Below are 25,421 nucleotides of genomic sequence, written 5' to 3'. Positions count from 1 at the left end.
GACTACGCGGAGCCGTCGGCGGCGAACAGCCGGCGCCAGCCCTCGTGCCCCAGCGCCCGCAGGGTGGCGTAGTTGCGCTCGACGATCGCATCCGGGTCCGGATACACCTCCACCGCACGGTCGACGCTGTCCTCGCGCAGCAGATGCAGGGTGGGGAAGGGCGCGCGGTTGCTGTAGTTCTCGATGTCGTCCGGGCCCGAGTCGGCGAACTGGTAGTCGGGATGGAAGCTGGCCACCTGCAGCTCGCCGTCCAGCTCCAGCGCCTCGACCAGGGCGTCGGCCTGGTCGAGGAAGTCGTTGTAGTCGAGGAAGTCGGCCAGCACGTACGGGTGCACCAGCAGGGTGGTGTCGGTCCGTTCGGCCGGGGTGTCGCGCAGGTGCAGCAGTTCCTCGCCGAGCTGCTCGATCAGCTGCTCCGGGGTGGTGGCGTCGCTGAAGACGAAGCGCACCTGGTCCTTGACGTACACCGCCTTGGCGAACGGGCACAGGTTCAGGCCGATCACGGCCTTCTCCAGCCACAGCCGGGTGGCGGCCAGGACCTCCTCCTCGCCGGGGCCGGCGGCGAAAGCGTCGTCGTGCAGGTCGCTGCTCATCGTGGCCGGCTCAGTCGCGGAAGTTCTCGAACTGCAGCGGGATGGCGAAGTCGGCCTTGCGCAGCAGGGCGATGGCCTCCTGCAGGTCGTCGCGCTTCTTGCCGTTGACCCGCAGCTTGTCGCCGTTGATCTGGCTGTCGACCTTGAGCTTGGCGTCCTTGAGCGCGGCCTGGATCTTCTTCGCCGTCTCGCGCTCGATCCCCTGCTTGACCGTGACCTTCTGCCGGGCGCCGGCGAGGTTGGTCTCGACCTCGCCGAACTCCAGGCAGCGGATGTCGATCCCGCGCGCGGTCAGCCGCTGCTTGAGGATGTCGGTCATCTGCTTGAGCTGGAAGTCGCTGGGCGCGGACTGGTTGATCACGTTGTCCTCCAGCGCGAACTTCGCGTCCACGCCCTTGAAGTCGAAGCGGGTGGTGAGCTCGCGGCTGGCCTGGTCGACGGCGTTGGTCAGCTCGTGGTTGTCGACTTCGGAAACGACGTCGAAGGAGGGCATGGCGGAGGCTCCTGCGGGAAACGGCGCCCATTCTAGGACGCCGCCCGCCCGTCGCGGCGATAATGGGCGCATGTCCCCTTCGCCTCTCTCGCCGACACCCGCGCCGGGCCGTTCCCCGCTGGCCGCGGCCGCCTGGATGCTCGCGGCGGTGGCCTGCTTCTCGCTGATGGACGCGGGCATGAAGCTGCTCTCGGTCCACTACCCGCCTTTGCAGGTGACCCTGCTGCGCGGCGCGGCCTCGCTGCCGTTCGTGCTGGTGTGGGTGCTGGCCACCGCCGGGCCGCGCTCGATCGTGCCGGTGCGCTGGGGCCTGCACCTGCTGCGCGGGCTGCTGGGGATGGCGATGATCGGTTGCTTCGTGTTCGCGCTGAAGCGGATGCCGCTGTCGACCGCGTACACGATCTACTTCGTGGCGCCCTTGCTGGTGGCGGCGCTGTCGGTGCCCCTGCTGGGCGAGCGGGTGGGACCGCGGCGCTGGACCGCCATCGCCATCGGCCTGGCCGGGGTGATCGTGGTGCTGCGGCCGGGCATGGGCGGGATCGTCTCCCTGCCGGGGCTGATGGTGCTGCTGGCGGCCACGGCCTATGCGATCGCGGCGGTGACGGTGAGCCTGCTCACGCGCACGGACACGCCGCAGTCGATGGTGGTGTGGTTCCTGGCGATCATGGCGGTGGGCGCGGGCCTGGCGGCGATCCCGGGCTGGGTGCCGCTGCGGCTGGAGCATGCGGGGCTGATCCTGGGCATGGGCCTGGCCGGGGCGCTGGGGCAGATCGCGCTGACGGCGGCGTTCATGCGCGGGGAGGCGTCGCTGGTGGCGCCGCTGGAATACACCGGGCTGGTCTGGGTGATCGGCTGGGACTGGCTGCTGTGGCGGACCTGGCCGGATGCGGTGACCTGGGTCGGGGCGGCGATCATCATGGCCAGCGGGCTGTACCTGCTGCGGCGCGAGCGCACGGTCGGCGCGGAACGGGCGCCGCCGATCGACCATTCGTGACCGGCGGCGTGTCACCCGGGGTGTCATGACGATGCGGAATATCGCTGGAACCTCCGCAAACGCCCCCTGGCGCCGCCAACTGCTAGGCTTGCCGCCCCGCGGCAAGGCTCCCCGGCGTTGATCCAGTTCCAGCAGGTCCACAAGTCCTACACCGTCGGCAGCCGCCAGGTCGCCGCGCTGCAGCCGCTCGACCTGGAGATCCGGCAGGGCGAGGTGTTCGGCATCATCGGGCACTCCGGCGCCGGCAAGTCGACCCTGATCCGGATGATCAACCGCCTGGAGACGCCCGGCGGCGGGCGCCTGGTGGTGGACGGGCAGGACGTGGCCGCGCTGGACGGGGAGGGGCTGCGCGCCCTGCGCCGGCGGATCGGGATGATCTTCCAGCACTTCAACCTGCTGTCCTCGCGCACGGTGGCCGGCAACGTGGCCTTCCCGCTGGAGCTGGCCGGCACGCCGCGCGTGCAGGTCGCGGAGAAGGTCGCCGCGCTGCTGCGAAGGGTCGGCCTGGCCGAGCACGCGGACACGTACCCGGCGCAGCTGTCGGGCGGGCAGAAGCAGCGGGTCGGCATCGCCCGGGCGCTGGCGACCGGACCGCGGATCCTGCTCTGCGACGAGGCCACCAGCGCTCTGGACCCGCAGACCACCGCCTCGGTGCTGGAGCTGCTGGCGCGGATCAACCGCGAGCTGGGCCTGACCATCGTCCTGATCACCCACGAGATGGACGTGATCCGCCGGGTCTGCGACCGGGTCGCGGTGCTCGACGCCGGCGCGCTGGTCGAGAGCGGGCCGGTGACCGAGGTGTTCCTGCATCCGCAGCATCCGACCACGCGCCGCTTCGTGTCCGAGGCCGAGCACGTGGACGAGGGCGGCCTGCACGCCGATTTCCAGGCGGTGGCCGGGCGGATCCTGCGCCTGACCTTCCTCGGCGCCGACACCTACGCGCCCCTGCTGGGCGACGTCGCCCGCCGCACCGGAGTCGACTACAACATCCTGTCCGGACGGATCGACCGCATCCGCGACACGCCCTACGGCCAGTTGCTGGTGGCCCTGGCCGGCGGCGACGCCGATGCGGCGCAGCAGGCCTTCGCCGATGCCGGGGTCACCGTGGAGGTGCTGCGTCCATGAGCGCCGCGTTCCTTGGCACCGCCGTGCTCGCCGCCGCCGCCGGCTTCTTCCGCAACCTCGACGCGGGCAAGTGGGCCGAGATCGGCCAGGCCACGCTCGATACCCTGGCCATGCTCGCCGGCGCCCTGCCGCTGACCCTGTTGGCCGGGCTGCCGCTGGGCGTGCTGCTGTTCCTGTGGGGGCCTCGCCAGCTGCACGCGCGGCGCGGGCCGTACGCGGTGCTGGCGTTCCTGGTGAACATCCTGCGCTCGGTGCCCTTCATCATCCTGATGATCGCGATGATCCCGCTGACCCTGGCGGTGATGGGCACCTCGCTGGGCGTGCGCGGCGCGATCCTGCCGCTGGTGGTCGGCGCGGCGCCGTTCTACGCGCGGCTGGTGGAGACGGCCCTGCGCGAAGTCGACCGCGGGGTGATCGAGGCGACCCTGGCGATGGGCGCGAGCACCTGGCAGCTGGTCTGGCGGGTGCTGCTGCCGGAGGCGCGGCCGGGCCTGGTCGCCGGCGCCACGGTGACCACGATCGCCCTGGTCGGCTTCACCGCGATGGGCGGCGCGATCGGTTCCGGCGGCCTGGGCGACCTGGCCTTCCGCGACGGCTACCAGCGCTCGCACACCGACGTGGCCCTGGTCACCGTGGTCCTGCTGCTGGTGCTGGTGCAGCTGGTGCAGCTGCTCGGCGACCGCCTGGTGGCGCGCTACAGCCGGCGCTAGCCGGCCCACCTCCCTTCATTCCCTCCACTCCCTTTCCCCCCAGGCCTCCCCATGCGCAAGACCTTCCTGCCGCTCATGCTTTCCCTGGCCGCCGCGCTCTCCGGCTGCGGCGGCGACTCCGCCGCGCCCGCCGGCGACACCCTCAGCGTGGCCGCCACCGCGGTGCCGCACGCGGAGATCCTGGAGGTAGTCAAGCCGATCCTGGAGAAGGAAGGGGTCAAGCTGCAGGTGCGCGTGTTCAACGACTACGTGCAGCCCAACGACCAGGTCGCGCAGAAGCACATCGACGTCAACTACTTCCAGACCGAGCCCTACCTGACCGCCTACAACGCCGGCCGCGGCACCGCCCTGGTGACCGTGGCCGGGGTGCACATCGAGCCGTTCGGCGCCTACTCGCGCCGTTTCAAGTCGCTGGACGAGGTGCCGCAGGGCGCCGACGTCGCCATTCCCAACGACCCGAGCAACAACTCGCGGGCGCTGATCCTGCTGCACAAGGCCGGCCTGATCACCCTGGCCGACCCGAGCAACGACCTGGCCACCCAGCGCGACATCGTCGCCAACCCCAGGGGCCTGCGCCTGCGCGAGCTGGATTCGGCGATGCTGCCGCGGGTGCTGGACCAGGTCGACCTGGCCCTGATCAACACCAACTACGCGCTCGACGCCGGCCTCAACCCGACCCGCGACGCGCTGGTGATCGAATCCAGCGATTCGCCCTACGTGAACTTCCTGGTCGCCCGTCCGGACAACAAGGACGACCCGCGGGTGCAGAAGCTGGCGCGCGCGCTGACCGGTCCGGAAGTGAAGGCCTTCATCGAATCCAAGTACCAGGGCGCGGTGCTGCCGGCGTTCTGAGCCGGCGCCTGCAGCTAGCGGAGCCTGCGGCGCATCGGTTAGCCTGTAGCGGGGCTGGGCGCGGAGGGGCGCGATGGCGTTGGGGATGGTGGGCAGGCGGCTGGCGCGGTTCCTGGCGCAGCCGCGACCGGAGTACGGCCGTGGCGGACCGACCAGCCGGATGGAACTGGTGGCCGCGACCCTGCGCCGCGGCGACGTGCTGCTGGTCGAAGGCACCAGCCGCTTCTCCAGCGCGATCAAGTACCTGACCCAGTCGACCTGGTCGCATGCGGCGCTGTGCCTGGGCGCACGGGAAGAAGGCGGCGAGCCGCGGTTCGTCGACGTCGATGTGGATGTCGGCGTGCGCACGGTACCGCTGTCGGAGTTCGCCGGTCTGCACCTGCGGATCTGCCGCCCGGTCGGGCTGAGCGCGGCGGAGATCGACGCGGTCGCCGGGCACATGCTCGAGCGCCTGGGCCACAGCTACGACCTGAAGAACATCCTCGACCTGGCCCGCTACCTGGTGCGGCAGCCACCCCTGCCCGACCCGCTCAAGCGGCGGATGCTGGCCCTGGGCAGCGGCGAGCCGACCCGGGCGATCTGCTCGACCCTGCTGGCCCAGGCCTTCGGCGTGGTCCGCTACCCGATCCTGCCGGAGATCGAGCTGCTGGACGCCGACACCGCCTCGGGCCGGCGCGCGCGCGAGGAGATCCTGCACATCCGCCACCACAGCCTGTACACCCCGCGCGACTTCGACGTCTCGCCGTTCTTCCAGGTGGTCAAGCCGCGGCTGGAGGCGGGGTTCGATTTCCACGCCCTGGTGTGGGGCGACGTGGAGGCGGAGCGGGGCCCCCTGTAGGAGCCGGTCTTGCCGGCGACCGCCATGGCGGATGCGTCTGCGTGAAACCGGTTGCTATTGATGCGTCCGCCTCCACGGTCGCCGGCAAGACCGGCTCCTACAAGGAGGGCGAAACGCAACGGGCCCGTGTGGGCCCGTTGCTCGTTGCACCATGATGCCCTACGGTCAGAACCGCGCGCCCAGGCCCACGCCGACCGTCCACGGATCCAGCTTCAGTTCCTCGCCGGTGCCGCTGCCGGCCACCCGCAGTTCCGGGCGCGAGTGCATGTAGCGCACGTCCGTGCGGGCGAACCAGGTGGAGTTGATGTTCATGTCCAGGCCGAGGGTGCCGATCGCGCCCTTGGCGGTCTCCAGGCCCACGTGCGGGCCGTCGCCGCCGATGTCCTCGCCGCTGAAGTTGGACTCGTAGTAGCCCACGCCCACGAACGGGCGGAACACCTGGTCGGCCTGGCCGAAGTGCCACTGGCCGCTGAGCGCGATCGGCTGCTGCTGCACGGTGCCCAGCTTGCCGACGCCGTCGGCGCTGATCCGGTGGTCGAACTTGTCGGCCGCGCCCCACAGCTCCACCGCGAAGTTGTCGGTGGCGTACCAGCTGGCGCTCACGGTCGGGGCCGGGCCGCCGTCGGCCTTCAGGCCGGGGGCAGGATCGGACTTGGGCTCCAGGTGGGTGATGCCGCCGACCACGGCGAAACGCTTGCCGGAGGCGGTGTCGCCGCTGCCGTCCTGGGCGAAGGCGGCCGGGGCGATGGCCAGCGCGGGAACCAGGGCGAGGCTCAGGATTCGAATGGACCGCATGGGGATTCTCCTCTTCGTTGTTGTAGTGCCCTTGGAGTGGGCGCGGCCGAAGCTAGGAGGGCGGGGATGAACCGGAACCTGCCCGGTCCGGCGCGCGGCCGCCGCGGTTCAGCGAAACGGCGCAAACGGCCGCAACCGCGGGAAATTCCCGCGGCGCGCGGATTCATCCAGCTGAGCGGGGCGTGAGGAACGCGGCTGTCCGCGATGCCGGTGATGCGCGGGTGGAGGCGGGGCTGGAAGTGCAATGAGCGCGTGCCCGAACATTCGCACGCGTACTGACGCGGCGGAGGGTGGATGTTGCTCGCCGGCGATGGTCACCACTGAAACATGTCGCGGGACATCCACGCCGCGCATGTCCGCCAAGGCGTATGGAGGTTGGCGGGGGGGGGCGATGACGGACACAATAGGGCCCTTTCCCCACGAATAACCGCCGGAGCCCTGGCATGGCCGAAATCAAGGAAGCGCGCGTCCCCGACATCGGGGATTACAGCGACGTCCCCGTCATCGAAATCCTGGTCGCCGTCGGCGACACCGTGACCAAGGACCAGGGCCTGGTCACGCTGGAGTCGGACAAGGCCACGCTGGAAGTGCCGTCCCCGTTCGCCGGCGTGGTCAAGGAGCTGAAGGTCAAGCTCGGCGACACCCTGTCCGAGGGCAGCGTCGTGGCGTTGATCGAGGCCGCCGACGGTGCCGCCGCTCCGGCCAAGGCCGAGGCGCCGAAGCCCGCCGCCGCTCCGACCCCGGTCAAGACCGCCGAGACCGGCGCCCGGGTCGAGCCGGTGGCCGTGGCCGCCGAACCCGACAAGCTGGCCCAGCGCGAGATCGCCCAGGAGAACGCCCAGCCGGCCCCGGCCGCCGCCGCGGCCCCGCGCACCCCGCCGGTGGAATTCGGCGCCGACAGCGTGCTGCCGGACAAGGTCCCCTACGCCACCCCGGCGGTGCGCCTGTTCGCCCGCGAGCTGGGCGTGGACCTGGGCCAGGTCAAGGGCAGCGAGCGCGGCGGCCGGATCACCCGCGAGGACGTGCAGCGCTTCGTCAAGGCCGCGCTGGCCGGCGGCGCGCCGGCCGCCTCCGCCGCCCCGTCCGGCGGCGGCCAGGGCCTGAGCCTGCTGCCGTGGCCGAAGGTGGACTTCGCCAAGTTCGGCGAGGTCGAGACCCAGCCCTTGTCGCGGATCAAGAAGATCTCCGGCGCCAACCTCGCCCGCAACTGGGCGGTGATCCCGCACGTCACCCAGTTCGACCAGGCCGACATCACCGACCTGGAAGAGCTGCGGGTGCAGCTCAACAAGGAGCAGGAGAAGGCCAAGTCCGGGGTCAAGCTGACCATGCTCGCCTTCCTGCTCAAGGCCAGCGCCGCGGCGCTGAAGCAGTTCCCGGACTTCAACGCCTCGCTCGACGCGGGCGGCGAGAACCTCACCCTCAAGAAGTACTTCCACATCGGTTTCGCCGCCGACACGCCCAACGGCCTGGTCGTGCCGGTGATCCGCGACGTGGACAAGAAGGGCGTGCTGCAGGTCGCCCAGGAGATGGGCGAGCTGGCCAAGAAGGCGCGCGACGGCAAGCTCGGCCCGGCCGACATGAGCGGCGGCTGCTTCTCGATCAGCTCGCTGGGCGGGATCGGCGGCACCGCGTTCACCCCGATCATCAACGCGCCGGAAGTGGCGATCCTGGGCGTGTCCAAGTCCACGTTCCAGCCGGTGTGGGACGGCAAGCAATTCGTGCCTCGCCTGACCCTGCCGCTGTCGCTGAGCTACGACCACCGCGTGATCGACGGCGCCGCCGCCGCGCGCTTCACCACCTATCTGGCCCAGGTCCTCGCGGACATGCGCCGCGTGCTGCTGTAAGCAGGGAGGCAGACACATGGCGAACATCGAGGTGAAGGTTCCGGACATCGGCGACTACGCCGACGTGCCGGTGATCGAAGTGCTGGTCGCGGTCGGCGACACGGTGAAGAAGGACCAGGGCCTGGTGACCCTGGAGTCGGACAAGGCGACGCTGGAAGTGCCGTCCTCGGCCGAGGGCGTGGTCCGCGAGATCCGGGCCAAGGTCGGCGACCGCCTGTCCGAGGGCAGCGTGGTCGTGGTGCTGGAGGCGGCCGGTGCCGCGGCGGCGCCGGCCGCGCCCGCCAAGCCCGCGCCTGCCGCCGCGCCTGCGGCGCCGAGCGTGCCGGCCCCCGTCGCTGCCGCGCCTGCGCCTGCGCCCGCCGCGTCCTCCGGCCCGGTCGAGGTCAAGGTCCCCGACATCGGCGACTACGACGGCGTGCCGGTGATCGAGGTGCTGGTCAAGGTCGGCGACACGGTGAAGAAGGACCAGGGCCTGGTCACGCTGGAGTCGGACAAGGCGACGATGGAAGTCCCCTCGTCGGCCGACGGCGTGGTCAAGGAGATCCGGGTCAAGCTCGGCGACAAGCTGTCCGAAGGCGACGTGGTCGCGGTGCTCGAAGGCGCCGGCGCGCCGGCCGCGGCCGCACCGGCCGGCAAGCCGCCGGTGGCGCCCTCGCACCGCGCACCGGCCGAGCCGCCTGCCCCCAGGCCCGCGCTGGGCACCGGCAAGCCGGCCGACATCGAGTGCCGGATCGTGGTGCTCGGCTCCGGCCCCGGCGGTTATACCGCGGCGTTCCGCGCCGCCGACCTGGGCCTGGACACGGTGCTGATCGAGCGCTACGCCAGCCTCGGCGGCGTCTGCCTCAACGTCGGCTGCATCCCGTCCAAGGCCCTGCTGCACTCGGCCGCGGTGATCGAGGAAGCGGCGCATGCCGAGGAATGCGGCATCGAGTTCGCCGCGCCGAAGATCCACCTGGACAAGCTGCGCGGCTACAAGGAAAAGGTCGTCGGCCAGCTGACCAAGGGCCTGGCCGGCATGGCCAAGCAGCGCAAGGTGCGCACCGTGCAGGGCGTGGCGAAGTTCGTCTCGCCCAACGAGCTGGAGATCGCCGGCGACGACGGCAAGACCCAGTTGCTGCGTTTCGAGCAGTGCATCATCGCGGCCGGCTCGCAGGCGGTGAAGCTGCCGAACTTCCCGTGGGACGACACGCGCGTCATGGACTCCACCGACGCGCTGGAACTGGCCGAGGTGCCCAGGACCCTGCTGGTCGTGGGCGGCGGCATCATCGGCCTGGAGATGGCCACGGTCTACAGCGCCCTGGGCGCCAAGGTCACCGTGGTCGAGTTCATGGACCAGCTGATGCCGGGCGCCGACAAGGACCTGGTCAAGCCGCTGGCCGACCGGCTGAAGAAGCAGGGCATCGAGGTCCACCTGAAGACCAAGGCCGCCGGCGTGAAGGCCGAGAAGAAGGGCATCACGGTCAGCTTCGAGTCGGCCACCGAAGGCGAGAAGCCGGCGCTGGAATCGGGCACCTGGGACCGCGTGCTGGTGGCGGTCGGCCGCGCGCCGAACGGGAAGAAGATCGACGCCGAGAAAGCCGGCGTGCAGGTCAGCGACCGCGGCTTCATCCCGGTCGACCGGCAGATGCGCACGAACGTGCCGCACATCTTTGCCATCGGCGACATCGTCGGCAACCCGATGCTGGCGCACAAGGCCACCCACGAGGGCAAGCTGGCCGCAGAAGTCGCGGCGGGCGAAAAGAAGGAGTGGGTGGCGCGGGTGATCCCGTCGGTGGCCTACACCAGCCCGGAGGTCGCCTGGGTCGGCGTGACCGAGACCGAAGCCAAGGCCAAGGGCCTGAAGGTCGGCGTCGGCAAGTTCCCGTGGGCGGCCAGCGGCCGCGCCATCGGCATCGGCCGCACCGAGGGCTTCACCAAGCTGGTGTTCGACGAGGCCAGCCACCGCATCATCGGCGCGGGCATCGTCGGCGTGCACGCCGGCGACCTGATCTCCGAGCTGGCGCTGGCGATCGAGATGGGCGCCGAGGCCGGCGACATCGGCCACACCATCCACCCGCACCCGACCCTGGGCGAGACGGTGGCGATGGCCGCCGAGGTGTACGAGGGCACGATCACCGACCTCTACATCCCGAAGAAGAAGTAAGGGATTGGCGGATGCTCCAACAGGAACCCCGGCGCAGGCCGGGGTTCCTGTTTTCCCGCGGGCAAACTCGGCGCGCGTGCGACCGATCGGCGTCCGCTCGCTTCTCAGAACGCGAAGGTCACGCCCACCACCGGGCCCTTGAAGCGCTGGTCCCAGCCGACGATCCCGTCCTGGAGGTCGTCGCCGCTGACGCTGCGCTTGACGTCCAGCCGGTACCACTCGTAGCCGGCGAACACGCCGAAGCCCTCGGTGAAACGGTACTCGGCCACCGCGTTGGCGCGGCTGATGCTGCCGTCGTAGTCGCCGAAGTCGCCCCAGTCCGCGTCCAGGTACTGCGCCTGCAGGTTGAGCAGCCAGCGCTCGCCCGGCCGCGCGGTCATGCGCACGCCGACCACCGGTGCGTAGCCATCCTCGCTGGCGCTGTCCTCCCAGCGCTCGTCGCCGGCCTCGGCGACCAGGCTGGCCTTGGCCTTGGCCCACTCCGCGCCGACCTGCAGGCCCAGGCTGAAGCCGTCGTTCTCGACCACCGCGTAGTCGTACATCAGGCTGGCCAGCTGGAAGTCCAGCCGCGCCTCGGCGTAGCTGCCGGCCGGCAGGGTGATGTCGTCGTAGGAGAGGTCCTGGTCCAGGGTCTCGCGCCGCTTCTTGTCGTAGTTGAAGTAGTCGAACACCAGGCGGTGGCGGTCGCCGAAGCGGAACACGCCGTCGACCCGCGGCACCCACTCGTCGTCGCCGAAGTCAACCTTCTGCGAGAAGCGGTAGGGATCGCCCTGGTAGACGGTGGAAGCGGACAGGGTGGTGTCGGCGCCGGCGCTCATCGCGCCCAGGCGCAGGGTGAAGCGGTCGGCCTCCTGGGCCTGGGCGGTGTGGGCGAAGGCCAGCAGCAGGGCGGCAGGCAGGAGCAGGATCGGGGTGGGCAGGGATTTCATCGTCGTCGCAACCGGGCGCAGGGGAGGAGCCCGGACTATCGCCAGCCGGCGATCCACGGTCCGTGAGCCCGGCGCCGACGCGACGTGAATGCCGCCGATCGTGCCGCCATCGGGCCGGATGCCGGGCCGCGGGCGAAAAAAGGCCCCGGTGGGGGCCGGGGCCTTGGGGGCCGGCACTGGACCGACGAGGTTCTCCGTCCCGGCAGGGATGCGACCGGGGTGTCCCGGGAAAGTTCCGGCCGCCGGGGACGACCTCTGGCGGTTGTCCCCGAAAATGTCCCGCTGCTATAATTTTGCGGCTCTGCGGGGGCGCATCTCCCTGCAACCAGCCTTCGCTTCCTCCCGCAGGTAACCGTCACGTGCTGAATTCCGTTGCCGCAGGCCGGCGACAGACCGGTCGCGCGATTGCCTGGCAGGTGGCTGCGGCGGCGCTGGTCGCGCTGGCCTGCCTCTGGCGGGATGGGCGCTGGTCGGCGGCGGCGCTGTTCGGCGGGTTGGCGGTGGTGCTGGCCGGCTGGCTCTCGGCCCGGATCGCCCTCGGGGGCGGTATCGGGGGCGCGGGTCCGGCGGTGGCGCGGCTGCTGGCCGGGGTGCTGGCCAAGTGGCTGCTCCTGGTCGCGGCGCTGGCGCTGGGCGTGCTGGCCTTCGGGCTGCCGCCGCTGCCGATGCTGCTGGCGGCCGTGGCCGTGCTGGTGGCGCAGGTGCTGGCCCTGGCGCTGGGACGCTGAACAGGCGTTGCGTGCGGGCGGACACAATCATTCAGGTCGTTAGAACAGGAAAACCGGACCCATGGCGGCTGAGGCGGAACTGACCCCAACCAGCTACATCCAGCACCACCTGCACAACCTGACGGGGCACGTCGGCGAGGGCAGCTTCTGGACCGTGCACGTGGACACCCTGGTGACCTCGGTGCTGATGGGCCTGTTCATGGTCTTCCTGTTCTGGCTGGCCACGCGCAAGGCCACCGCGGGCGTGCCCGGCAAGTGGCAGGCCTTCGTCGAGATCTGCCTGGAATTCGTCGACCGCCAGGCGCGCGACACCTACCACGGGACCAGCAAGCTGGTGACGCCGATCGCGATCACCCTGTTCTTCTGGATCCTGCTGATGAACCTGCTGAAGATGATCCCGGCGGACTTCATCGCGCTGCCGCTGGAGCACCTGGGCGTGCCGTACTGGAAGCCGGTGCCGACCGCCGACGTCAATGCCACCCTGGGCATGTCGATCAGCGTGTTCTTCCTGATGATCATCTTCGCCCTGCGCGCGAAGGGGCTGGGGCACTTCACCCTGGAGTTCCTGACCGCGCCGTTCGGCAAGTGGATGATGCCGTTCAACCTGATCCTCAACACCGTCGAGTGGCTGAGCAAGCCGATCTCGCTGGCGATGCGACTGTTCGGCAACATGTTCGGCGGCGAGATCGTGTTCCTGCTGATCTGGGTGCTCGGCGGCGCCGGCATCCTGGGCATGCTCGGCGGTGCGGCGTTCGGCTTCGGCTGGATGCTGTTCCACCTGCTGGTCATCCCGCTGCAGGCGTTCATCTTCATGATGCTTTCGATCGTGTACCTCAGCCTGTCCGAAGACAGCCACTGACCCCTTCGTTCCACCAGGTTCCCCCTTCACCCTTCGCTTCAACATCTCAGCAATCGCTCCGGAGAAAACCATGGAAACCGCACTGACCGCCCTCGCTTCCGTCCAGGCTTCGACCGTTCTGGCCATCGGCATCATGATCGGCCTGGCCGCGCTGGGCGCCGGCCTGGGCCTGGCCATCATGGCCGGCAAGTTCCTGGAGTCGGCCGCCCGCCAGCCGGAGCTGATCCCGGTGCTGCAGGTGCGCATGTTCATCACCGCCGGCCTGATCGACGCCGCGTTCATCATCTCGGTCGCCGTCGGCCTGCTGTTCGCCTTCGCCAGCCCGTTCCTGGTCGGCGGCCTGGCCCCGTAACTGTCGGACGGACCGCGAGGTCCCGACGGGTCTGCCGCCGGTCCGCGAACAGCGGTCCCGGCGGCAGCATGTAGGCAGCCTGGCGGCGTCCGCGCCGCAGGCTCCCTGAGCACAGGCAGAGCGCACCAATGAACCTCAATCTGACTCTTTTCGCCCAGGCGCTGGCCTTCGCCGGCCTGATCTGGCTGATCGCCACCAAGATCTGGCCGCCGCTGCTCAAGGCCATCGAGGAGCGGCAGCAGAAGATCGCCGAGGGCCTGGCCGCGGCCGACCGCAGCCAGAAGGACCTGGCCCAGGCCCAGGACAAGGTCAACGATCTGCTGAAGGAAGCGCGCACCAAGGCCAACGAGATCATCGACCAGGCCCACGCCCGCGCCAACCAGATCGTCGACGCCGCGCGCGAGGAAGCCGTGGCCGAGGCCGGCCGGCAGAAGGCGGCCGCCCAGGCCGAGATCGACGCCTCCGCCAACCGCGCCCGCGAGGACCTGCGCAAGCAGGTGTCCGCGCTGGCGGTGGAAGGCGCCGGCAAGCTGCTGCACCGCGAGATCGACGCCAACGCCCACAAGGCGTTGCTGGACGAGCTGGCCGCGCAGCTTTGACGGAGCGATCTGAATGAGCCAGGCACTGACCCTCGCACGTCCGTACGCCCGCGCCGCGTTCGGCGCGGCCCGCGACGAAGGCCGCGTCGACGCGTGGTCGCAGGCGCTGGGCTTCTCCGCCCAGGTCGCCGCCGACCCGCGCGTGGCCGGCTTGCTGTCGAACCCGGAACTGGGCCGCGAGCAGGCGGTCGCCCTGTTGGCGCCGCAGGGCGCCGAGGCTTCGTTCGGCCGCTTCCTCGGCCTGCTGGCCGAGGCCGGGCGCCTGCCCCTGCTGGCCGAGGTCGCCGGGCTGTTCGAGCAGCTGCGCGCCGAGGAACAGCGCGTGGTCCGGGCCACGGTCACCTCCGCCACCGCCTTGTCGGCCGACGAGCTCGCGTCGCTGAAGGCAGCGCTGAAGCGCCGCTTCGGCCGCGAGGTCGAGCTGGAGACCGCGGTGGACGCCGGCCTGATCGGTGGCGCGGTGATCGACGCCGGCGACGTGGTGATCGACGGTTCGCTCAAGGGCAAGCTCGCGCGCCTGCAGACCGCGCTGGCGGGCTGATCCGGGCACCGGCACAGACAGTTCACTTTTCAGGTCGCGAACACCGGGTCTTCCACCCGGGCCAGCGACTCCAAGGAAACCAAAATGGCTACCACGCTCAACCCCTCCGAAATCAGCGACCTGATCAAGACCCGCATCGAGCAGGTCAAGCTGTCCGCAGAGGCCCGCAACGAAGGCACCGTGACCTCGGTGTCGGACGGCATCGTGCGCATCTTCGGCCTGGCCGACGTGATGCAGGGCGAAATGATCGAGCTGCCGAACAACACGTTCGCGCTGGCGCTGAACCTGGAGCGCGACTCGGTCGGCGCCGTGGTCCTGGGCGAGTACGAGCACCTGCGCGAGGGCGACGTGGCCAAGACCACCGGCCGCATCCTCGAGGTGCCGGTCGGCCCGCAGCTGCTCGGCCGCGTGGTCAACGCCCTGGGCGAGCCGATCGACGGCAAGGGCCCGCTGGGCGCCACCCAGACCGCTCCGGTCGAGCGCGTGGCCCCGGGCGTGATCTGGCGCAAGTCGGTCGACCAGCCGGTGCAGACCGGCTACAAGTCGGTCGACTCGATGATCCCGATCGGCCGCGGCCAGCGCGAGCTGATCATCGGCGACCGCCAGACCGGCAAGACCGCGCTGGCGATCGACGCGGTGATCAACCAGAAGGGCACCGGCATCAAGTGCGTGTACGTGGCGATCGGGCAGAAGGCCTCGACCGTCGCCAACATCGTGCGCAAGCTGGAGGAGAACGGCGCCCTGGCCCACACCATCGTCGTGGCCGCCACCGCCTCCGAGTCGGCCGCGATGCAGTACATCAGCGCCTACTCCGGCTGCACCATGGGCGAGTACTTCCTCGACCGCGGCGAAGACGCGCTGATCATCTACGACGACCTGTCCAAGCAGGCCGTGGCCTACCGCCAGATCTCGCTGCTGCTCAAGCGCCCGCCGGGCCGCGAAGCCTACCCGGGCGACGTGTTCTACCTGCACAGCCGCCTGCTCGAGCGCGCCTGCCGCGTCTCCACCGACTACGTCGAGAAGTTCACCAACGGCGAGGTCAAGGGCAAGACCGGCTCGCTGACCGCGCTGCCGATCATCGAGACCCAGGCCGGCGACGTGTCCGCGTTCGTTCCGACCAACGTGATCTCGATCACCGACGGCCAGATCTTCCTGGAGACCGACCTGTTCAACGCCGGCATCCGCCCGGCGGTCAACGCCGGCATCTCGGTCTCGCGCGTCGGCGGCTCGGCCCAGACCAAGATCATCAAGAAGCTGTCGGGCGGCATCCGCATCTCGCTGGCCCAGTACCGCGAGCTGGCCGCGTTCGCCCAGTTCGCTTCCGACCTGGACGAGGCCACCCGCAAGCAGCTCGAGCGCGGCCAGCGCGTGACCGAGCTGATGAAGCAGAAGCAGTACGCGCCGATGTCGATCGCCAACCAGGCCTTGTCGATCTACGCCGTCAACGAGGGCTACCTGGATGACGTGCCGGTCGGCAAGCTGCTGGCGTTCGAGGAGGGCCTGCACGCCCACTTCGCCAACACCCAGGGCGCGCTGGTCGACCAGATCAACGGCACCGGCAACTGGAACGACGAGATCGAGTCGGCGTTCAAGAAGGGCATCGCCGAGTTCAAGCAGACCGGCACCTGGTAAGCCGCGCCGCGGCGCCGGCATGAGCCGGGCGCCGCGACGGTGACCAAGTCCAACGGCGGGCCACGGCCCGCCCCACGGGAAGAAGAGATGGCTGGCGGACGCGAAATCAAAACCAAGATCAAGAGCGTGCAGAACACCCGCAAGGTGACCCGCGCGCTGGAGATGGTCTCGGCCTCCAAGATCCGCAAGGCGCAGGACCGGATGCGGACCTCGCGCCCGTACGCGCAGGCGATGAAGCAGGTGATCGGCCACCTGGCCCAGGCCAATACCGACTACCAGCACCCGTTCCTGGTCCAGCGCGAGCAGGTCAGGCGGGTCGGCTACATCGTGGTCTCCTCCGACCGCGGCCTGGCCGGCGGCCTGAACAACAACCTGTTCCGCAAGCTGCTGGGCGAAGTGCGCCAGTTCAATGAGCAGGGCGTGGAAGTGGACATGGTCACCATCGGCCAGAAGGCGCAGGCCTTCTTCCGCCGGATCAAGGTGAACATGGTCGGCAGCGTCTCCCACCTGGGCGACGTGCCGCACCTGGACGACCTGGTCGGCGTGGTCAAGGTGATGCTGGACGCCTACACCGAGGGCAAGGTCGACCGCGTGTTCGTGGTCTACAACCACTTCGTCAACACCATGAGCCAGAAGGCCACCTTCGACCAGCTGCTGCCGCTGCCGGCGGCGCAGACCGGGGTGCCGAACCACGACTGGGACTACATCTACGAGCCCGACGCGGCCAGCGTGCTGGAGCACGTGCTGACCCGCTACGTCGAGTCGCTGGTGTACCAGGCAGTGCTGGAGAACGTGGCCTCGGAGCACGCCGCGCGGATGGTGGCGATGAAGGCCGCCAGCGACAACGCCAGCAAGCTGATCGGCACCCTGCAGCTGGTCTACAACAAGGCCCGCCAGGCCGCGATCACCCAGGAGATCTCCGAGATCGTGGGCGGCGCGGCTGCGGTCTGACGCTTGAGCAATCCGGGGCTGGTGTGCGCGGCCGTCGCTTCCCGGAAGGAACACCGCCGCGCAGTGCTGGAATCGACCCTGATCGACCTTCGACTGGAAACCAAGGAATGACCATGAACAAGCTGATGACCGTCGCCGCCCTGGCCGTACTGCTGGCCGCCTGCGCCAAGAAGGAAGCCGAAGCCCCGGCCGCCGAAACCGCCCCGGCTCCGGCCGCCGAGGCCGCCGCCGCTCCGGCCGCCGCCGAACCGGCGCCGGTTGCCGCGGACGCCGCCGCTCCGGCCGCGTCCAACCTGCCGCAGGCCTGCGAAGACTACCTGGCCCGCGCCAAGGCCTGCTTCGAGAAGTCGGGCGGCAACGCCTCGGCCGCCGCCTTCCAGCAGGGCGTCGACCAGGCCCGCGCGCAGTGGGAGTCGCTGAGCGACAAGTCGGGTCTGGAAGTGGCCTGCAAGACCGCCAACGACTCCTTCAGCCAGACCGCCGCGATGCTCAAGTGCGAGTAAGCGGTTGACCACCGTCCCGCGGGCCTCGTGCCCGCGGGGCATCCGCGGGTGTTGCGGAAAGCCCGGCGGTTTTCCACAACATCCGAACTTTGGGACAAGCGAGTAGCGACATGACCACCCATACTCAAGGCAAGATCGTCCAGATCATCGGCGCCGTCGTCGACGTCGAATTCCCGCGCGCCGAGGTGCCGAAGGTCTACGACGCGCTGAAGGTCGATGGCACCGCCATCACCCTGGAAGTGCAGCAGCAGCTGGGCGACGGCGTGGTCCGCACCATCGCGCTGGGTTCCACCGACGGCCTCAAGCGCAACCTGGTCGCCACCAACACCGGCCGCGGCATCGCCGTGCCGGTCGGCGTCGGCACCCTGGGCCGGATCATGGACGTGCTGGGCACCCCGATCGACGAGGCCGGCGAGATCGCCGCCGACACGACCTGGGAAATCCACCGCGACGCCCCGAGCTTCGACGAGCAGGCCTCGGCCACCGAGCTGCTGGAGACCGGGATCAAGGTGATCGACCTGATGTGCCCGTTCGCCAAGGGCGGCAAGGTCGGCCTGTTCGGCGGCGCCGGCGTCGGCAAGACCGTCAACATGATGGAGCTGATCAACAACATCGCCAAGGCGCACAGCGGCCTGTCGGTGTTCGCCGGCGTGGGCGAGCGTACCCGCGAGGGCAACGACTTCTACCACGAGATGATCGAGTCGGGCGTGGTCAACATCGACAACCCGAAGGAATCGAAGGTGGCGATGGTCTACGGCCAGATGAACGAGCCGCCGGGCAACCGCCTGCGCGTGGCGCTGACCGGCCTGACCATGGCCGAGTACTTCCGCGACGAGAAGGGCGCCGACGGCAAGGGCCGCGACGTGCTGTTCTTCGTCGACAACATCTACCGCTACACCCTGGCCGGCACCGAGGTCTCGGCGCTGCTGGGCCGCATGCCGTCGGCGGTGGGCTACCAGCCGACCCTGGCCGAGGAAATGGGCGTGCTGCAGGAGCGCATCACCTCGACCAAGACCGGCTCGATCACCTCGATCCAGGCCGTGTACGTGCCCGCGGACGACCTGACCGACCCGTCGCCAGCCACCACCTTCGCCCACCTGGACTCGACCGTGACCCTGTCGCGTTCGATCGCCTCGCTGGGCATCTACCCGGCGGTGGACCCGCTGGACTCGACCAGCCGCCAGATGGACCCGCTGGTTATCGGCCACGAGCACTACGACACCGCCCAGCGCGTCCAGCAGACCCTGCAGAAGTACAAGGAGCTGAAGGACATCATCGCGATCCTGGGCATGGACGAGCTGTCGGAAGAGGACAAGCTGGCCGTGTCGCGCGCGCGCAAGATCGAGCGCTTCTTCAGCCAGCCGTTCCACGTGGCCGAGGTGTTCACCGGCTCGCCGGGCAAGTACGTGTCGCTGAAGGACACCATCCGCGGCTTCAAGGGCATCGTGGATGGCGAGTACGACCACCTGCCGGAGCAGGCCTTCTACATGGTCGGCACCATCGACGAGGCGGTCGAGAAGGCGAAGAAGATCGCCTGACGACCGGCGCGCCTTCCCGCCCGCGGGGAGGCGCCATGATGCGGGTCGCCTGATCCGCATCGCATCCCCAGCCATCGGCCGCCTGCGGCCGGCGGTGACACGGAAGAGAAGCGAAGCATGAGCACCACCATCCGTTGCGACATCGTCAGCGCCGAGCAGGAGATCTTCCGCGGCGAAGCCACCCTGGTCGTGGCCACCGGCGAGCTGGGCGAGCTGGGCATCGCGCCGCGCCACGCGCCGCTGATCACCCGGCTCAAGCCGGGCAAGGTGGTGGTGACCCAGGCCGACGGCACCCAGCTGGACTTCGCCATCTCCGGCGGCATCCTCGAGGTGCAGCCGCAGGTGGTGACCGTGCTGGCCGACACCGCGATCCGCGCCGAGGACATCGACGAGGCCGCGGTGCGCAAGGCCAAGGAAGAGGCCGAGCGGGTGCTGGCCAACCGCAGCGAAGCGATGGAAGTGGCCGAGGCGCAGCAGCGCCTGGCCGAGGTCACCGCCCAGCTGCAGGCGCTGGAGCGCCTGCGCCGCAACCTCAAGCACTGAATCGACGGCCTCGGGGCCGTACAGCAATCAGTTCCACGCACGCCGGCCGCAGGGCCGGCGTTTGCGTTCCGGCCGCAAGAATCCGTCGTCCCGGCGCAGGCCGGGACCCAGCGGCTTTGCCCTGCCGCCGGGATGCTTGGCCGCGGGGCGATCCCGGCAGTGGCCGGCTTTCGCTAGACTCGCTGGGTTTCCCGAGAGCCGCCGAGATGACCATCACCCCCCAGGAAGCCCTGCAGCGCACGATCGAGCACCGCGAGATCTTCCATGACGAGATGGTCGGGCTGATGCGGCAGATCATGCGCGGCGAGGTCTCGCCGGTGATGGCCGCGGCCATCCTCACCGGCCTGCGGGTGAAGAAGGAGACCGTCGGCGAGATCGCCGGCGCGGCCACGGTCATGCGCGAGTTCTCGCGCACGGTGGAGGTGGCCGACCGCGGCAACCTGGTCGACATCGTCGGCACCGGCGGCGACGGCTCGCACACCTTCAACATCTCCACCTGCTCGATGTTCGTGGCCGCCGCCGCCGGCGCCCGGATCGCCAAGCACGGCAACCGCAGCGTGTCCTCCAAGTCCGGCAGCGCCGACGTGCTCGAGGCGCTGGGCGCCTCCATCGAGCTGCAGCCCGAGCAGGTCGCCGCCTCGATCGGGCGTTGCGGCATCGGCTTCATGTTCGCCCCGATCCACCACCCGGCGATGAAGGTGGTCGCGCCGGTGCGGCGGGAGATGGGCGTGCGCACCATCTTCAACATCCTCGGGCCGCTGACCAATCCGGCCGGCGCGCCGAACATCCTGATGGGCGTGTTCCACCCCGACCTGGTCGGCATCCAGGCGCGGGTGCTGCACGAGCTGGGCGCGCAGCGCGCGCTGGTGGTGTGGGGCCGCGACGGCATGGACGAGCTGTCGCTGGGCGCGGCCACCCTGGTCGGCGAGCTGCGCGACGGCGTGGTCCGCGAGTACGAGGTGCACCCGGAGGACTTCGGCATCGCCATGTCCGCCAGCCGCAACCTCAAGGTCGCCGACGCGGCGGAGTCGCGCGGCATGCTGCTGGGCGTGCTCGACGGCGCGCCCGGCCCGGCGCGCGACATCGTCACCCTCAACGCCGCCGCCGCGCTGTACGTGGCCGGCGTGGTCGAAGGCATCGGCGACGGCATCGTCCGCGCGCGCGCGGCGATCGACAGCGGCGCGGCGCGCGAGCGCCTGCAGGCCTTCGTCGCCACCACCCGCGAGCTGGCCGCGAGCGCCATGCCCGCGTGACGTCGTGGCCCAGCCGGCTCATGCGAGAATGCCGGTCCGCCGCGCACCCGTCCGTGACCGATCCATGAGCGACATCCTGCAGACCATCCTGGCCCGCAAGGCCGAAGAGATCGCCGAACGCCGCGCGCGCGCGCCGCTGGCCGAGGTCGCCGCGCGCGCGCGCGACGCCGGCCCGGTGCGCGGCTTCGCCGCCGCCCTGCAGGCGGCGATCGCCAACGGCGATCCGGCGGTGATCGCCGAGGTCAAGAAGGCCAGCCCGTCCAAGGGCGTGATCCGCCCGGACTTCCGCCCGGCCGAGATCGCGGTCAGCTACGAGTTCGGCGGCGCCTCCTGCCTGTCGGTGCTGACCGACGTGGACTTCTTCCAGGGCGAAGACGACTACCTGCGGCAGGCCCGCGCCGCCTGCACCCTGCCGGTGCTGCGCAAGGATTTCACCGTCGATCCCTACCAGGTGCACGAGGCCCGGGCCCTGGGCGCGGACTGCATCCTGCTGATCGTCGCCGCGCTCGGCGACGAGCAGCTGGCCGACCTGTCCGGGCTGGCGCTGGAGCTGGGCATGGACGTGCTGGTCGAGGTCCACGACATCGACGAGCTCGAGCGCGCGATCCAGGTACCGGTGCCGCTGGTGGGCATCAACAACCGCAACCTGCGCACGTTCGAGGTCTCGCTCGACGTGACCCTGGAGATGAAGGACGCGGTGCCGCGCGACCGCCTGCTGGTCACCGAGAGCGGGATCCTGGTCCAGGACGACGTGGCCAGGATGCGCGCGGCCGGGGTGCACGCGTTCCTGGTCGGCGAGACCTTCATGCGCGCCGAGGAACCGGGCGAGGCTTTGCGGCAGCTGTTCTTCGAGGCATGAGCGCGACCGGGCCGACACGCGCCGAGCCGGCGGCCGACGCGCCGCTGGTGGTGTTCGACTTCGACCACACCCTGTACGACGGCGATTCCGGCAGCCATCTTTTCGCCTGGCTGATCCGGCGCAATCCCCTGCGCATCCTGGTCGCCCTGCTGGCCACGCCTTTGCTGGGGCCGATGGTCGCGTTCCTGCCGACCCGGCGCTGGGGCATCTCCGGCTACGTCTGGATCGGCAGCTTCGGCATGCACCGGGTGCGCGAGTTCGACCGGGTGATCGACCGCTACGTGGCCGGGCACCGCGAGGAAATCGCGCGGCGGCTGCTGCCGGTGGCGCTGGAGGTGTTCGCCGCGCACCGCGCGCGTGGCGACCGGGTGGTGGTGGCGACCGGGGCGCCGCCGGAGCTGGCGCGGGCGATCCTCGGCTTCGTCGCTCACGCCGACGTGCCGGTGATCGGCACCCAGGTCGGACCCCGGCTGGGCGGGGTCAAGGCCGTCCGCCATTGCCACAACGCCGAGAAGATGCGGATGCTGCGCGAGCACGGCTACAGCGGGATCGACGTGGCCTACTCGGACTCCACCGCCGACCTGCCCCTGCTGCAGGCGGCGCGCCGGCCGGTGGTGGTCAACCCCAAACATTCGCGGGTGGAGTTCTTCCGCCGGGTACTGCCGGCGGGCACGCCGATCCTCAACTGGGGCTGCCGCGACCGCGGCGGCGAGCCGGCGTAGCGCCGGCGCGCACTTCAGCGGGTGCCGTACACGACCACGGTCTTGCCGCGGGCGTGCAGCTGGCCGTCGGCCTGCAGCTTCTTCAGCACCCGCCCGGCCATTTCGCGCGAGCAGCCGACCAGGCGCGCCAGCTCCTGGCGCGAGACCCGCAGCTGGGTGCCCTGCGGATGGGTCATCGCCTCCGGCTCGCGCGACAGGTCGTGCAGGGTGCGCACGATCCGGTCGGTCACGTCGAGGAAGGCCAGGCGGCTGGCCTTGCGGCTGGTGGTCAGCAGCCGGCGCGAGAGCTGCACGCCGATCGAGTACAGCAGGCGCGGGGCGTCCGCGGACAGCGGGCCCAGCATCAGCTGCTGCAGGCGCTCGTAGCTGATCTCGGCCAGCTCGCAGGCGCTGCGGGTGCGCAGGATCACCTCGCGGCTGTCGGACTCGATGAACAGGCCCATCTCGCCGACGAACTCGCCGGCGCCGTAGTAGCCCAGGACCAGCTCGCGGCCGTCCTCTTCCTCCGCGATGATGCTGACCGAGCCATTGACCACGTAGTACAGGGTCCCGGCCGGATCGCCCGGGCGGAACACGTCGGTCCGGTTGGGGTAGCGCCGGCGCTGGCAATGGGCCAGGAAACGTTCGACGGCGGTCTGGTCCAGCGACAGCGGACTGCTGGCGAAGCGCACGGGGGACACGGCGTCGGGCTTCCTGGCGTTCATGGGGCGGTCATGGGGCAATGCCGAAGGGTAGCCGCATGCGGGCCGCCGGGCAAACGGGGGGTGCCCGGGACATACCCCCGTCATCCGCTTTGGCCCATAATGCCGCGTTTCCCACCCTCCAGAGGCATGACCGCCGTGGTCAAACCCCTGCCGCGCCTGAGGCTGCAAGGCTTCAACAATCTCACCAAGGCGCTGAGCTTCAACATCTACGACGTCTGCTACGCGGTCTCCGAGGACGAGCGCCAGCGCTACATCGAGTACATCGATGAGGCCTACAACGCCGACCGCCTGACCCAGATCCTGACCGACGTGGCCCAGATCATCGGCGCCAACATCCTCAACGTGGCCCGCCAGGACTACGACCCGCAGGGTGCGTCGGTGACCATCCTCATCTCCGAGGAGCCGGTGATCGACAAGAAGCAGGCCGGCAAGGAGGTGATCTCCGACGCGGTGGTGGCGCACATGGACAAGAGCCACATCACCGTCCACACCTACCCGGAGACGCACCCGCAGAACGGCATCGCCACCTTCCGCGCGGACATCGACGTGGCCACCTGCGGGGTGATCTCGCCGCTGAAGGCGCTGAACTACCTGATCGAGAGCTTCGAGTCCGACATCGTGGTGATGGACTATCGCGTGCGTGGCTTCACCCGCGACATAAAGGGCAAGAAGCACTACATCGACCACAAGATCAACTCGATCCAGGACTATCTGGCCAAGAACATCAAGTCGCGCTACGAGATGATCGACGTCAACGTCTACCAGGAGAACATCTTCCACACGAAGATGCACCTGAAGGAATTCGACCTGGACACGTACCTGTTCGAGGAGAAGGCGCGCAACCTCTCGTTCAAGGAGCGGATGCGGGTGGAGGCGCTGCTCAAGCGCGAGATCGAGGAGCTGTTCCACGGGCGCAACCTGGTGGAGTGACCCGGCCGGGGCTGCCGGTGCGCGCCGATTCAGACGCGCCACGGCAGGATGGCGCCACGACATGCGCGGGACGGCCCGCGTGCGGCGCAAGCCGCAGACGAAGACCGACGGCGGTCCGGAGCCCAGCGCTCCGGGCCGTTTCGTTTTTGGCCGCGCCGCACGGGCGCGGCCGGAGACCGAGGAGCACGACGATGTCCTGGATCTACCTGTTGCTGGCCGGCCTGTTCGAGATCGCCTTCGCCCTCGGGCTCAAGCACACCGAGGGCTTCACTCGGCTGTGGCCGAGCCTGGGCACCGCCGCGGCCGCCGCGGTCAGCCTGTACCTGCTGACCCTGGCCTTGCGCACCATCCCGGTGGGCACGGCCTATGCGATCTGGACCGGCGTGGGCGCCTGTGGCGTGGCGCTGATGGGCATCGTCCTGCTGGGCGAGAGCGCCTCGCCGGCGCGGCTGGCGTGCATCGGCCTGATCGTGGCCGGGGTGATCGGGTTGAAGCTGGCGTCGCCCGCCTGACGGTCGCCGCTGCGGCCGCTCAGAGCCGGTAGGCAACCAGCTTCATCAGCTTGGAGGCCAGGGCCATCGCCTGCGGGATCGGCGGCGGCAGCACCTTCGCCCCGGCCTCCTGGGCATGGTCGGCGTGGCGGGCCTCGTCGGCCTTCATCACCCGGATGATCTCGCGGCTGCGCTCGTCGGCGGCCGGCAGCGACTCCAGGTGCTCGTCCAGGTGGGCCTCGACCTGGCGCTCGGTCTCGACCACGAAGCCCAGGTTCCAGCCGTCCCCGCGCAGTCCCGCCAGGGTGCCGATCGCATAGCTGCCGGCGTACCACAGCGGGTTGAACAGGCTGGGCCGGCTGTCCAGCTCGCGCAGGCGCTGCGCGCACCAGGCCAGGTGGTCGGTCTCCTCCTGGGCCGCGTCGAGCAGGTGCCCGCGGGTAGCCGGGTCGCGGGCCACCGCCGCCTGGCCGAAGTACAGGCCCTGGGCGCAGACCTCGCCGACGTGGTTGATCCGCATCAGCCCCGCGGCGTGGCGCCGGGCCGGCTTGGGCAGGACCGGGTCCGCGGCCCGGGCCGGGCAGGGCCGCGAGGCCGGCGGGTCGCCCAGGGTGGTCTCCAGCGCACGCTGGGCCTCGACCAGGACGCGGTCGAGCGGGGACAGGCGGCGGACGGCGGCGGGCATGGCGGTTCCCGGGGGGGGGGCGGGGGGGAGCGCGGCCCCCGGTATCGTATCGGGGGGGGGGGGGTGTGCAATACAACCATAGGCCCGGCCCCCCACCGGCTGTGTTCCTTCTACACAGGTCCCATACTAGCAAATCCAAGCGGGTTGAATCTGCACTTCGCCATGTACCTCTAACAAATATGGACAAGAATAGCTCACAGCATGTTCCCAGTAGT

At 70.0% G+C, this 25,421-nt stretch carries 28 protein-coding genes; 22 read left to right on the top strand and 6 right to left on the bottom strand.

Annotated features, from left to right (window positions below):
• Nucleotides 1-2 precede the first annotated feature (2 nt).
• Both CSC62_RS15190 and CSC62_RS15185 read right to left on the bottom strand, forming a co-directional pair.
• Nucleotides 3-593, bottom strand: a complete 591-nt coding sequence (locus tag CSC62_RS15190) for a DUF1415 domain-containing protein (RefSeq protein WP_162407528.1) — start codon at nt 591-593, stop codon at nt 3-5.
• A gap of 10 nt (nt 594-603) precedes the next feature.
• Nucleotides 604-1,086 (bottom strand): YajQ family cyclic di-GMP-binding protein, encoded by a 483-nt coding sequence (locus CSC62_RS15185; protein ID WP_162407527.1) that lies wholly within the window; start codon nt 1,084-1,086, stop codon nt 604-606.
• Between the two features lie 136 nt (nt 1,087-1,222).
• Here CSC62_RS15185 and CSC62_RS15180 point away from each other — a divergent pair, with 136 nt between their 5' ends.
• The 5 genes from CSC62_RS15180 to CSC62_RS15160 all read left to right on the top strand — a co-directional run bounded on the left by CSC62_RS15180 (nt 1,223) and on the right by CSC62_RS15160 (nt 5,605).
• Nucleotides 1,223-2,080: a DMT family transporter gene (locus CSC62_RS15180; RefSeq protein WP_162407541.1), complete on the top strand. Its 858-nt coding sequence runs from the start codon at nt 1,223-1,225 to the stop codon at nt 2,078-2,080.
• Between the two features lie 117 nt (nt 2,081-2,197).
• Complete coding sequence (locus CSC62_RS15175) at nt 2,198-3,205, top strand: methionine ABC transporter ATP-binding protein (RefSeq protein ID WP_162407526.1); 1,008 nt, start codon at nt 2,198-2,200, stop codon at nt 3,203-3,205.
• Nucleotides 3,202-3,915 (top strand): methionine ABC transporter permease, encoded by a 714-nt coding sequence (locus CSC62_RS15170; RefSeq protein ID WP_162407525.1) that lies wholly within the window; start codon nt 3,202-3,204, stop codon nt 3,913-3,915. The genes CSC62_RS15175 and CSC62_RS15170 overlap by 4 nt, the downstream gene beginning before the upstream one ends.
• Nucleotides 3,916-3,966: 51 nt before the next feature.
• A complete protein-coding gene (locus CSC62_RS15165) occupies nt 3,967-4,767 on the top strand; it encodes a MetQ/NlpA family ABC transporter substrate-binding protein (protein ID WP_162407524.1) in 801 nt (266 codons plus the stop codon).
• 73 nt (nt 4,768-4,840) lie between these two features.
• Nucleotides 4,841-5,605: a YiiX/YebB-like N1pC/P60 family cysteine hydrolase gene (locus CSC62_RS15160; RefSeq protein WP_162407523.1), complete on the top strand. Its 765-nt coding sequence runs from the start codon at nt 4,841-4,843 to the stop codon at nt 5,603-5,605.
• Nucleotides 5,606-5,770: 165 nt separating this feature from the next.
• Here the strand turns inward: CSC62_RS15160 and CSC62_RS15155 are convergent, their stop codons facing one another.
• Nucleotides 5,771-6,400: an OmpW/AlkL family protein gene (locus CSC62_RS15155; protein ID WP_162407522.1), complete on the bottom strand. Its 630-nt coding sequence runs from the start codon at nt 6,398-6,400 to the stop codon at nt 5,771-5,773.
• A 443-nt stretch (nt 6,401-6,843) separates the two neighbouring features.
• Here CSC62_RS15155 and aceF point away from each other — a divergent pair, with 443 nt between their 5' ends.
• Nucleotides 6,844-8,244, top strand: a complete 1,401-nt coding sequence (gene aceF, locus CSC62_RS15150) for a dihydrolipoyllysine-residue acetyltransferase (RefSeq protein ID WP_162407521.1) — start codon at nt 6,844-6,846, stop codon at nt 8,242-8,244.
• A 16-nt stretch (nt 8,245-8,260) separates the two neighbouring features.
• Nucleotides 8,261-10,387, top strand: a complete 2,127-nt coding sequence (lpdA, locus tag CSC62_RS15145) for a dihydrolipoyl dehydrogenase (RefSeq protein ID WP_162407520.1) — start codon at nt 8,261-8,263, stop codon at nt 10,385-10,387.
• A 104-nt stretch (nt 10,388-10,491) separates the two neighbouring features.
• Here lpdA and CSC62_RS15140 read toward each other — a convergent pair whose 3' ends face one another.
• A complete protein-coding gene (locus CSC62_RS15140) occupies nt 10,492-11,316 on the bottom strand; it encodes an outer membrane beta-barrel protein (protein WP_162407519.1) in 825 nt (274 codons plus the stop codon).
• A 359-nt stretch (nt 11,317-11,675) separates the two neighbouring features.
• Here CSC62_RS15140 and CSC62_RS15135 point away from each other — a divergent pair, with 359 nt between their 5' ends.
• The 13 genes from CSC62_RS15135 (at nt 11,676) to CSC62_RS15075 (ending at nt 22,396) form a co-directional block, all read left to right on the top strand.
• Nucleotides 11,676-12,044, top strand: a complete 369-nt coding sequence (locus tag CSC62_RS15135) for a hypothetical protein (RefSeq protein WP_170298377.1) — start codon at nt 11,676-11,678, stop codon at nt 12,042-12,044.
• Nucleotides 12,045-12,105: 61 nt separating this feature from the next.
• Nucleotides 12,106-12,903: a F0F1 ATP synthase subunit A gene (gene atpB / locus CSC62_RS15130; RefSeq protein ID WP_162407518.1), complete on the top strand. Its 798-nt coding sequence runs from the start codon at nt 12,106-12,108 to the stop codon at nt 12,901-12,903.
• Between the two features lie 70 nt (nt 12,904-12,973).
• The gene (gene atpE / locus CSC62_RS15125) at nt 12,974-13,255 is read left to right on the top strand and encodes a F0F1 ATP synthase subunit C (RefSeq protein ID WP_013534007.1); all 282 of its coding nucleotides are present in this window, start codon (nt 12,974-12,976) and stop codon (nt 13,253-13,255) included.
• A gap of 128 nt (nt 13,256-13,383) precedes the next feature.
• On the top strand, nt 13,384-13,854 hold the full coding sequence (locus tag CSC62_RS15120) for a F0F1 ATP synthase subunit B (RefSeq protein ID WP_162407517.1): 471 nt from the start codon (nt 13,384-13,386) through the stop codon (nt 13,852-13,854).
• Between the two features lie 13 nt (nt 13,855-13,867).
• A complete protein-coding gene (locus tag CSC62_RS15115; protein ID WP_162407516.1) occupies nt 13,868-14,395 on the top strand; it encodes a F0F1 ATP synthase subunit delta in 528 nt (175 codons plus the stop codon).
• A gap of 84 nt (nt 14,396-14,479) precedes the next feature.
• Nucleotides 14,480-16,027, top strand: coding sequence for a F0F1 ATP synthase subunit alpha (atpA, locus tag CSC62_RS15110; RefSeq protein WP_162407515.1), 1,548 nt, complete (start codon nt 14,480-14,482; stop codon nt 16,025-16,027).
• A gap of 87 nt (nt 16,028-16,114) precedes the next feature.
• A complete protein-coding gene (gene atpG, locus CSC62_RS15105; RefSeq protein WP_162407514.1) occupies nt 16,115-16,978 on the top strand; it encodes a F0F1 ATP synthase subunit gamma in 864 nt (287 codons plus the stop codon).
• Nucleotides 16,979-17,091: 113 nt separating this feature from the next.
• Nucleotides 17,092-17,481: a DUF5339 domain-containing protein gene (locus CSC62_RS15100; RefSeq protein ID WP_162407513.1), complete on the top strand. Its 390-nt coding sequence runs from the start codon at nt 17,092-17,094 to the stop codon at nt 17,479-17,481.
• A 110-nt stretch (nt 17,482-17,591) separates the two neighbouring features.
• A complete protein-coding gene (gene atpD, locus CSC62_RS15095) occupies nt 17,592-19,019 on the top strand; it encodes a F0F1 ATP synthase subunit beta (protein WP_162407512.1) in 1,428 nt (475 codons plus the stop codon).
• A gap of 117 nt (nt 19,020-19,136) precedes the next feature.
• Nucleotides 19,137-19,562 (top strand): F0F1 ATP synthase subunit epsilon, encoded by a 426-nt coding sequence (locus CSC62_RS15090; RefSeq protein ID WP_162407511.1) that lies wholly within the window; start codon nt 19,137-19,139, stop codon nt 19,560-19,562.
• 206 nt (nt 19,563-19,768) lie between these two features.
• Nucleotides 19,769-20,815, top strand: a complete 1,047-nt coding sequence (trpD, locus tag CSC62_RS15085; RefSeq protein ID WP_162407510.1) for an anthranilate phosphoribosyltransferase — start codon at nt 19,769-19,771, stop codon at nt 20,813-20,815.
• A gap of 64 nt (nt 20,816-20,879) precedes the next feature.
• On the top strand, nt 20,880-21,674 hold the full coding sequence (trpC, locus tag CSC62_RS15080; protein ID WP_162407509.1) for an indole-3-glycerol phosphate synthase TrpC: 795 nt from the start codon (nt 20,880-20,882) through the stop codon (nt 21,672-21,674).
• The gene (locus CSC62_RS15075) at nt 21,671-22,396 is read left to right on the top strand and encodes a haloacid dehalogenase-like hydrolase (protein ID WP_162407508.1); all 726 of its coding nucleotides are present in this window, start codon (nt 21,671-21,673) and stop codon (nt 22,394-22,396) included. Before trpC ends, CSC62_RS15075 begins: the two co-directional genes overlap by 4 nt.
• 14 nt (nt 22,397-22,410) lie before the next feature.
• Here the strand turns inward: CSC62_RS15075 and crp are convergent, their stop codons facing one another.
• The gene (gene crp, locus CSC62_RS15070; protein ID WP_162407507.1) at nt 22,411-23,100 is read right to left on the bottom strand and encodes a cAMP-activated global transcriptional regulator CRP; all 690 of its coding nucleotides are present in this window, start codon (nt 23,098-23,100) and stop codon (nt 22,411-22,413) included.
• A gap of 135 nt (nt 23,101-23,235) precedes the next feature.
• On the opposite strand from crp, the gene speD reads away from it, so the two are divergent.
• Both speD and sugE read left to right on the top strand, forming a co-directional pair.
• Nucleotides 23,236-24,030 carry an adenosylmethionine decarboxylase gene (gene speD, locus CSC62_RS15065; protein WP_162407506.1) on the top strand — a complete coding sequence of 265 codons (795 nt, stop codon included), beginning with the start codon at nt 23,236-23,238 and terminating at the stop codon, nt 24,028-24,030.
• A gap of 191 nt (nt 24,031-24,221) precedes the next feature.
• Nucleotides 24,222-24,542: a quaternary ammonium compound efflux SMR transporter SugE gene (gene sugE, locus CSC62_RS15060; RefSeq protein ID WP_162407505.1), complete on the top strand. Its 321-nt coding sequence runs from the start codon at nt 24,222-24,224 to the stop codon at nt 24,540-24,542.
• A 19-nt stretch (nt 24,543-24,561) separates the two neighbouring features.
• On the opposite strand, the gene coq7 is transcribed toward sugE, so the two are convergent.
• The gene (coq7, locus tag CSC62_RS15055) at nt 24,562-25,206 is read right to left on the bottom strand and encodes a 2-polyprenyl-3-methyl-6-methoxy-1,4-benzoquinone monooxygenase (protein WP_162407504.1); all 645 of its coding nucleotides are present in this window, start codon (nt 25,204-25,206) and stop codon (nt 24,562-24,564) included.
• Nucleotides 25,207-25,421 lie beyond the last annotated feature (215 nt).

This window comes from Pseudoxanthomonas jiangsuensis, from assembly GCF_010093185.1.
Lineage (GTDB): Bacteria > Pseudomonadota > Gammaproteobacteria > Xanthomonadales > Xanthomonadaceae > Pseudoxanthomonas > Pseudoxanthomonas jiangsuensis.
Note: the sequence above shows the minus strand (reverse complement) of the source record. Positions and strands in the feature narration are given on the sequence as shown.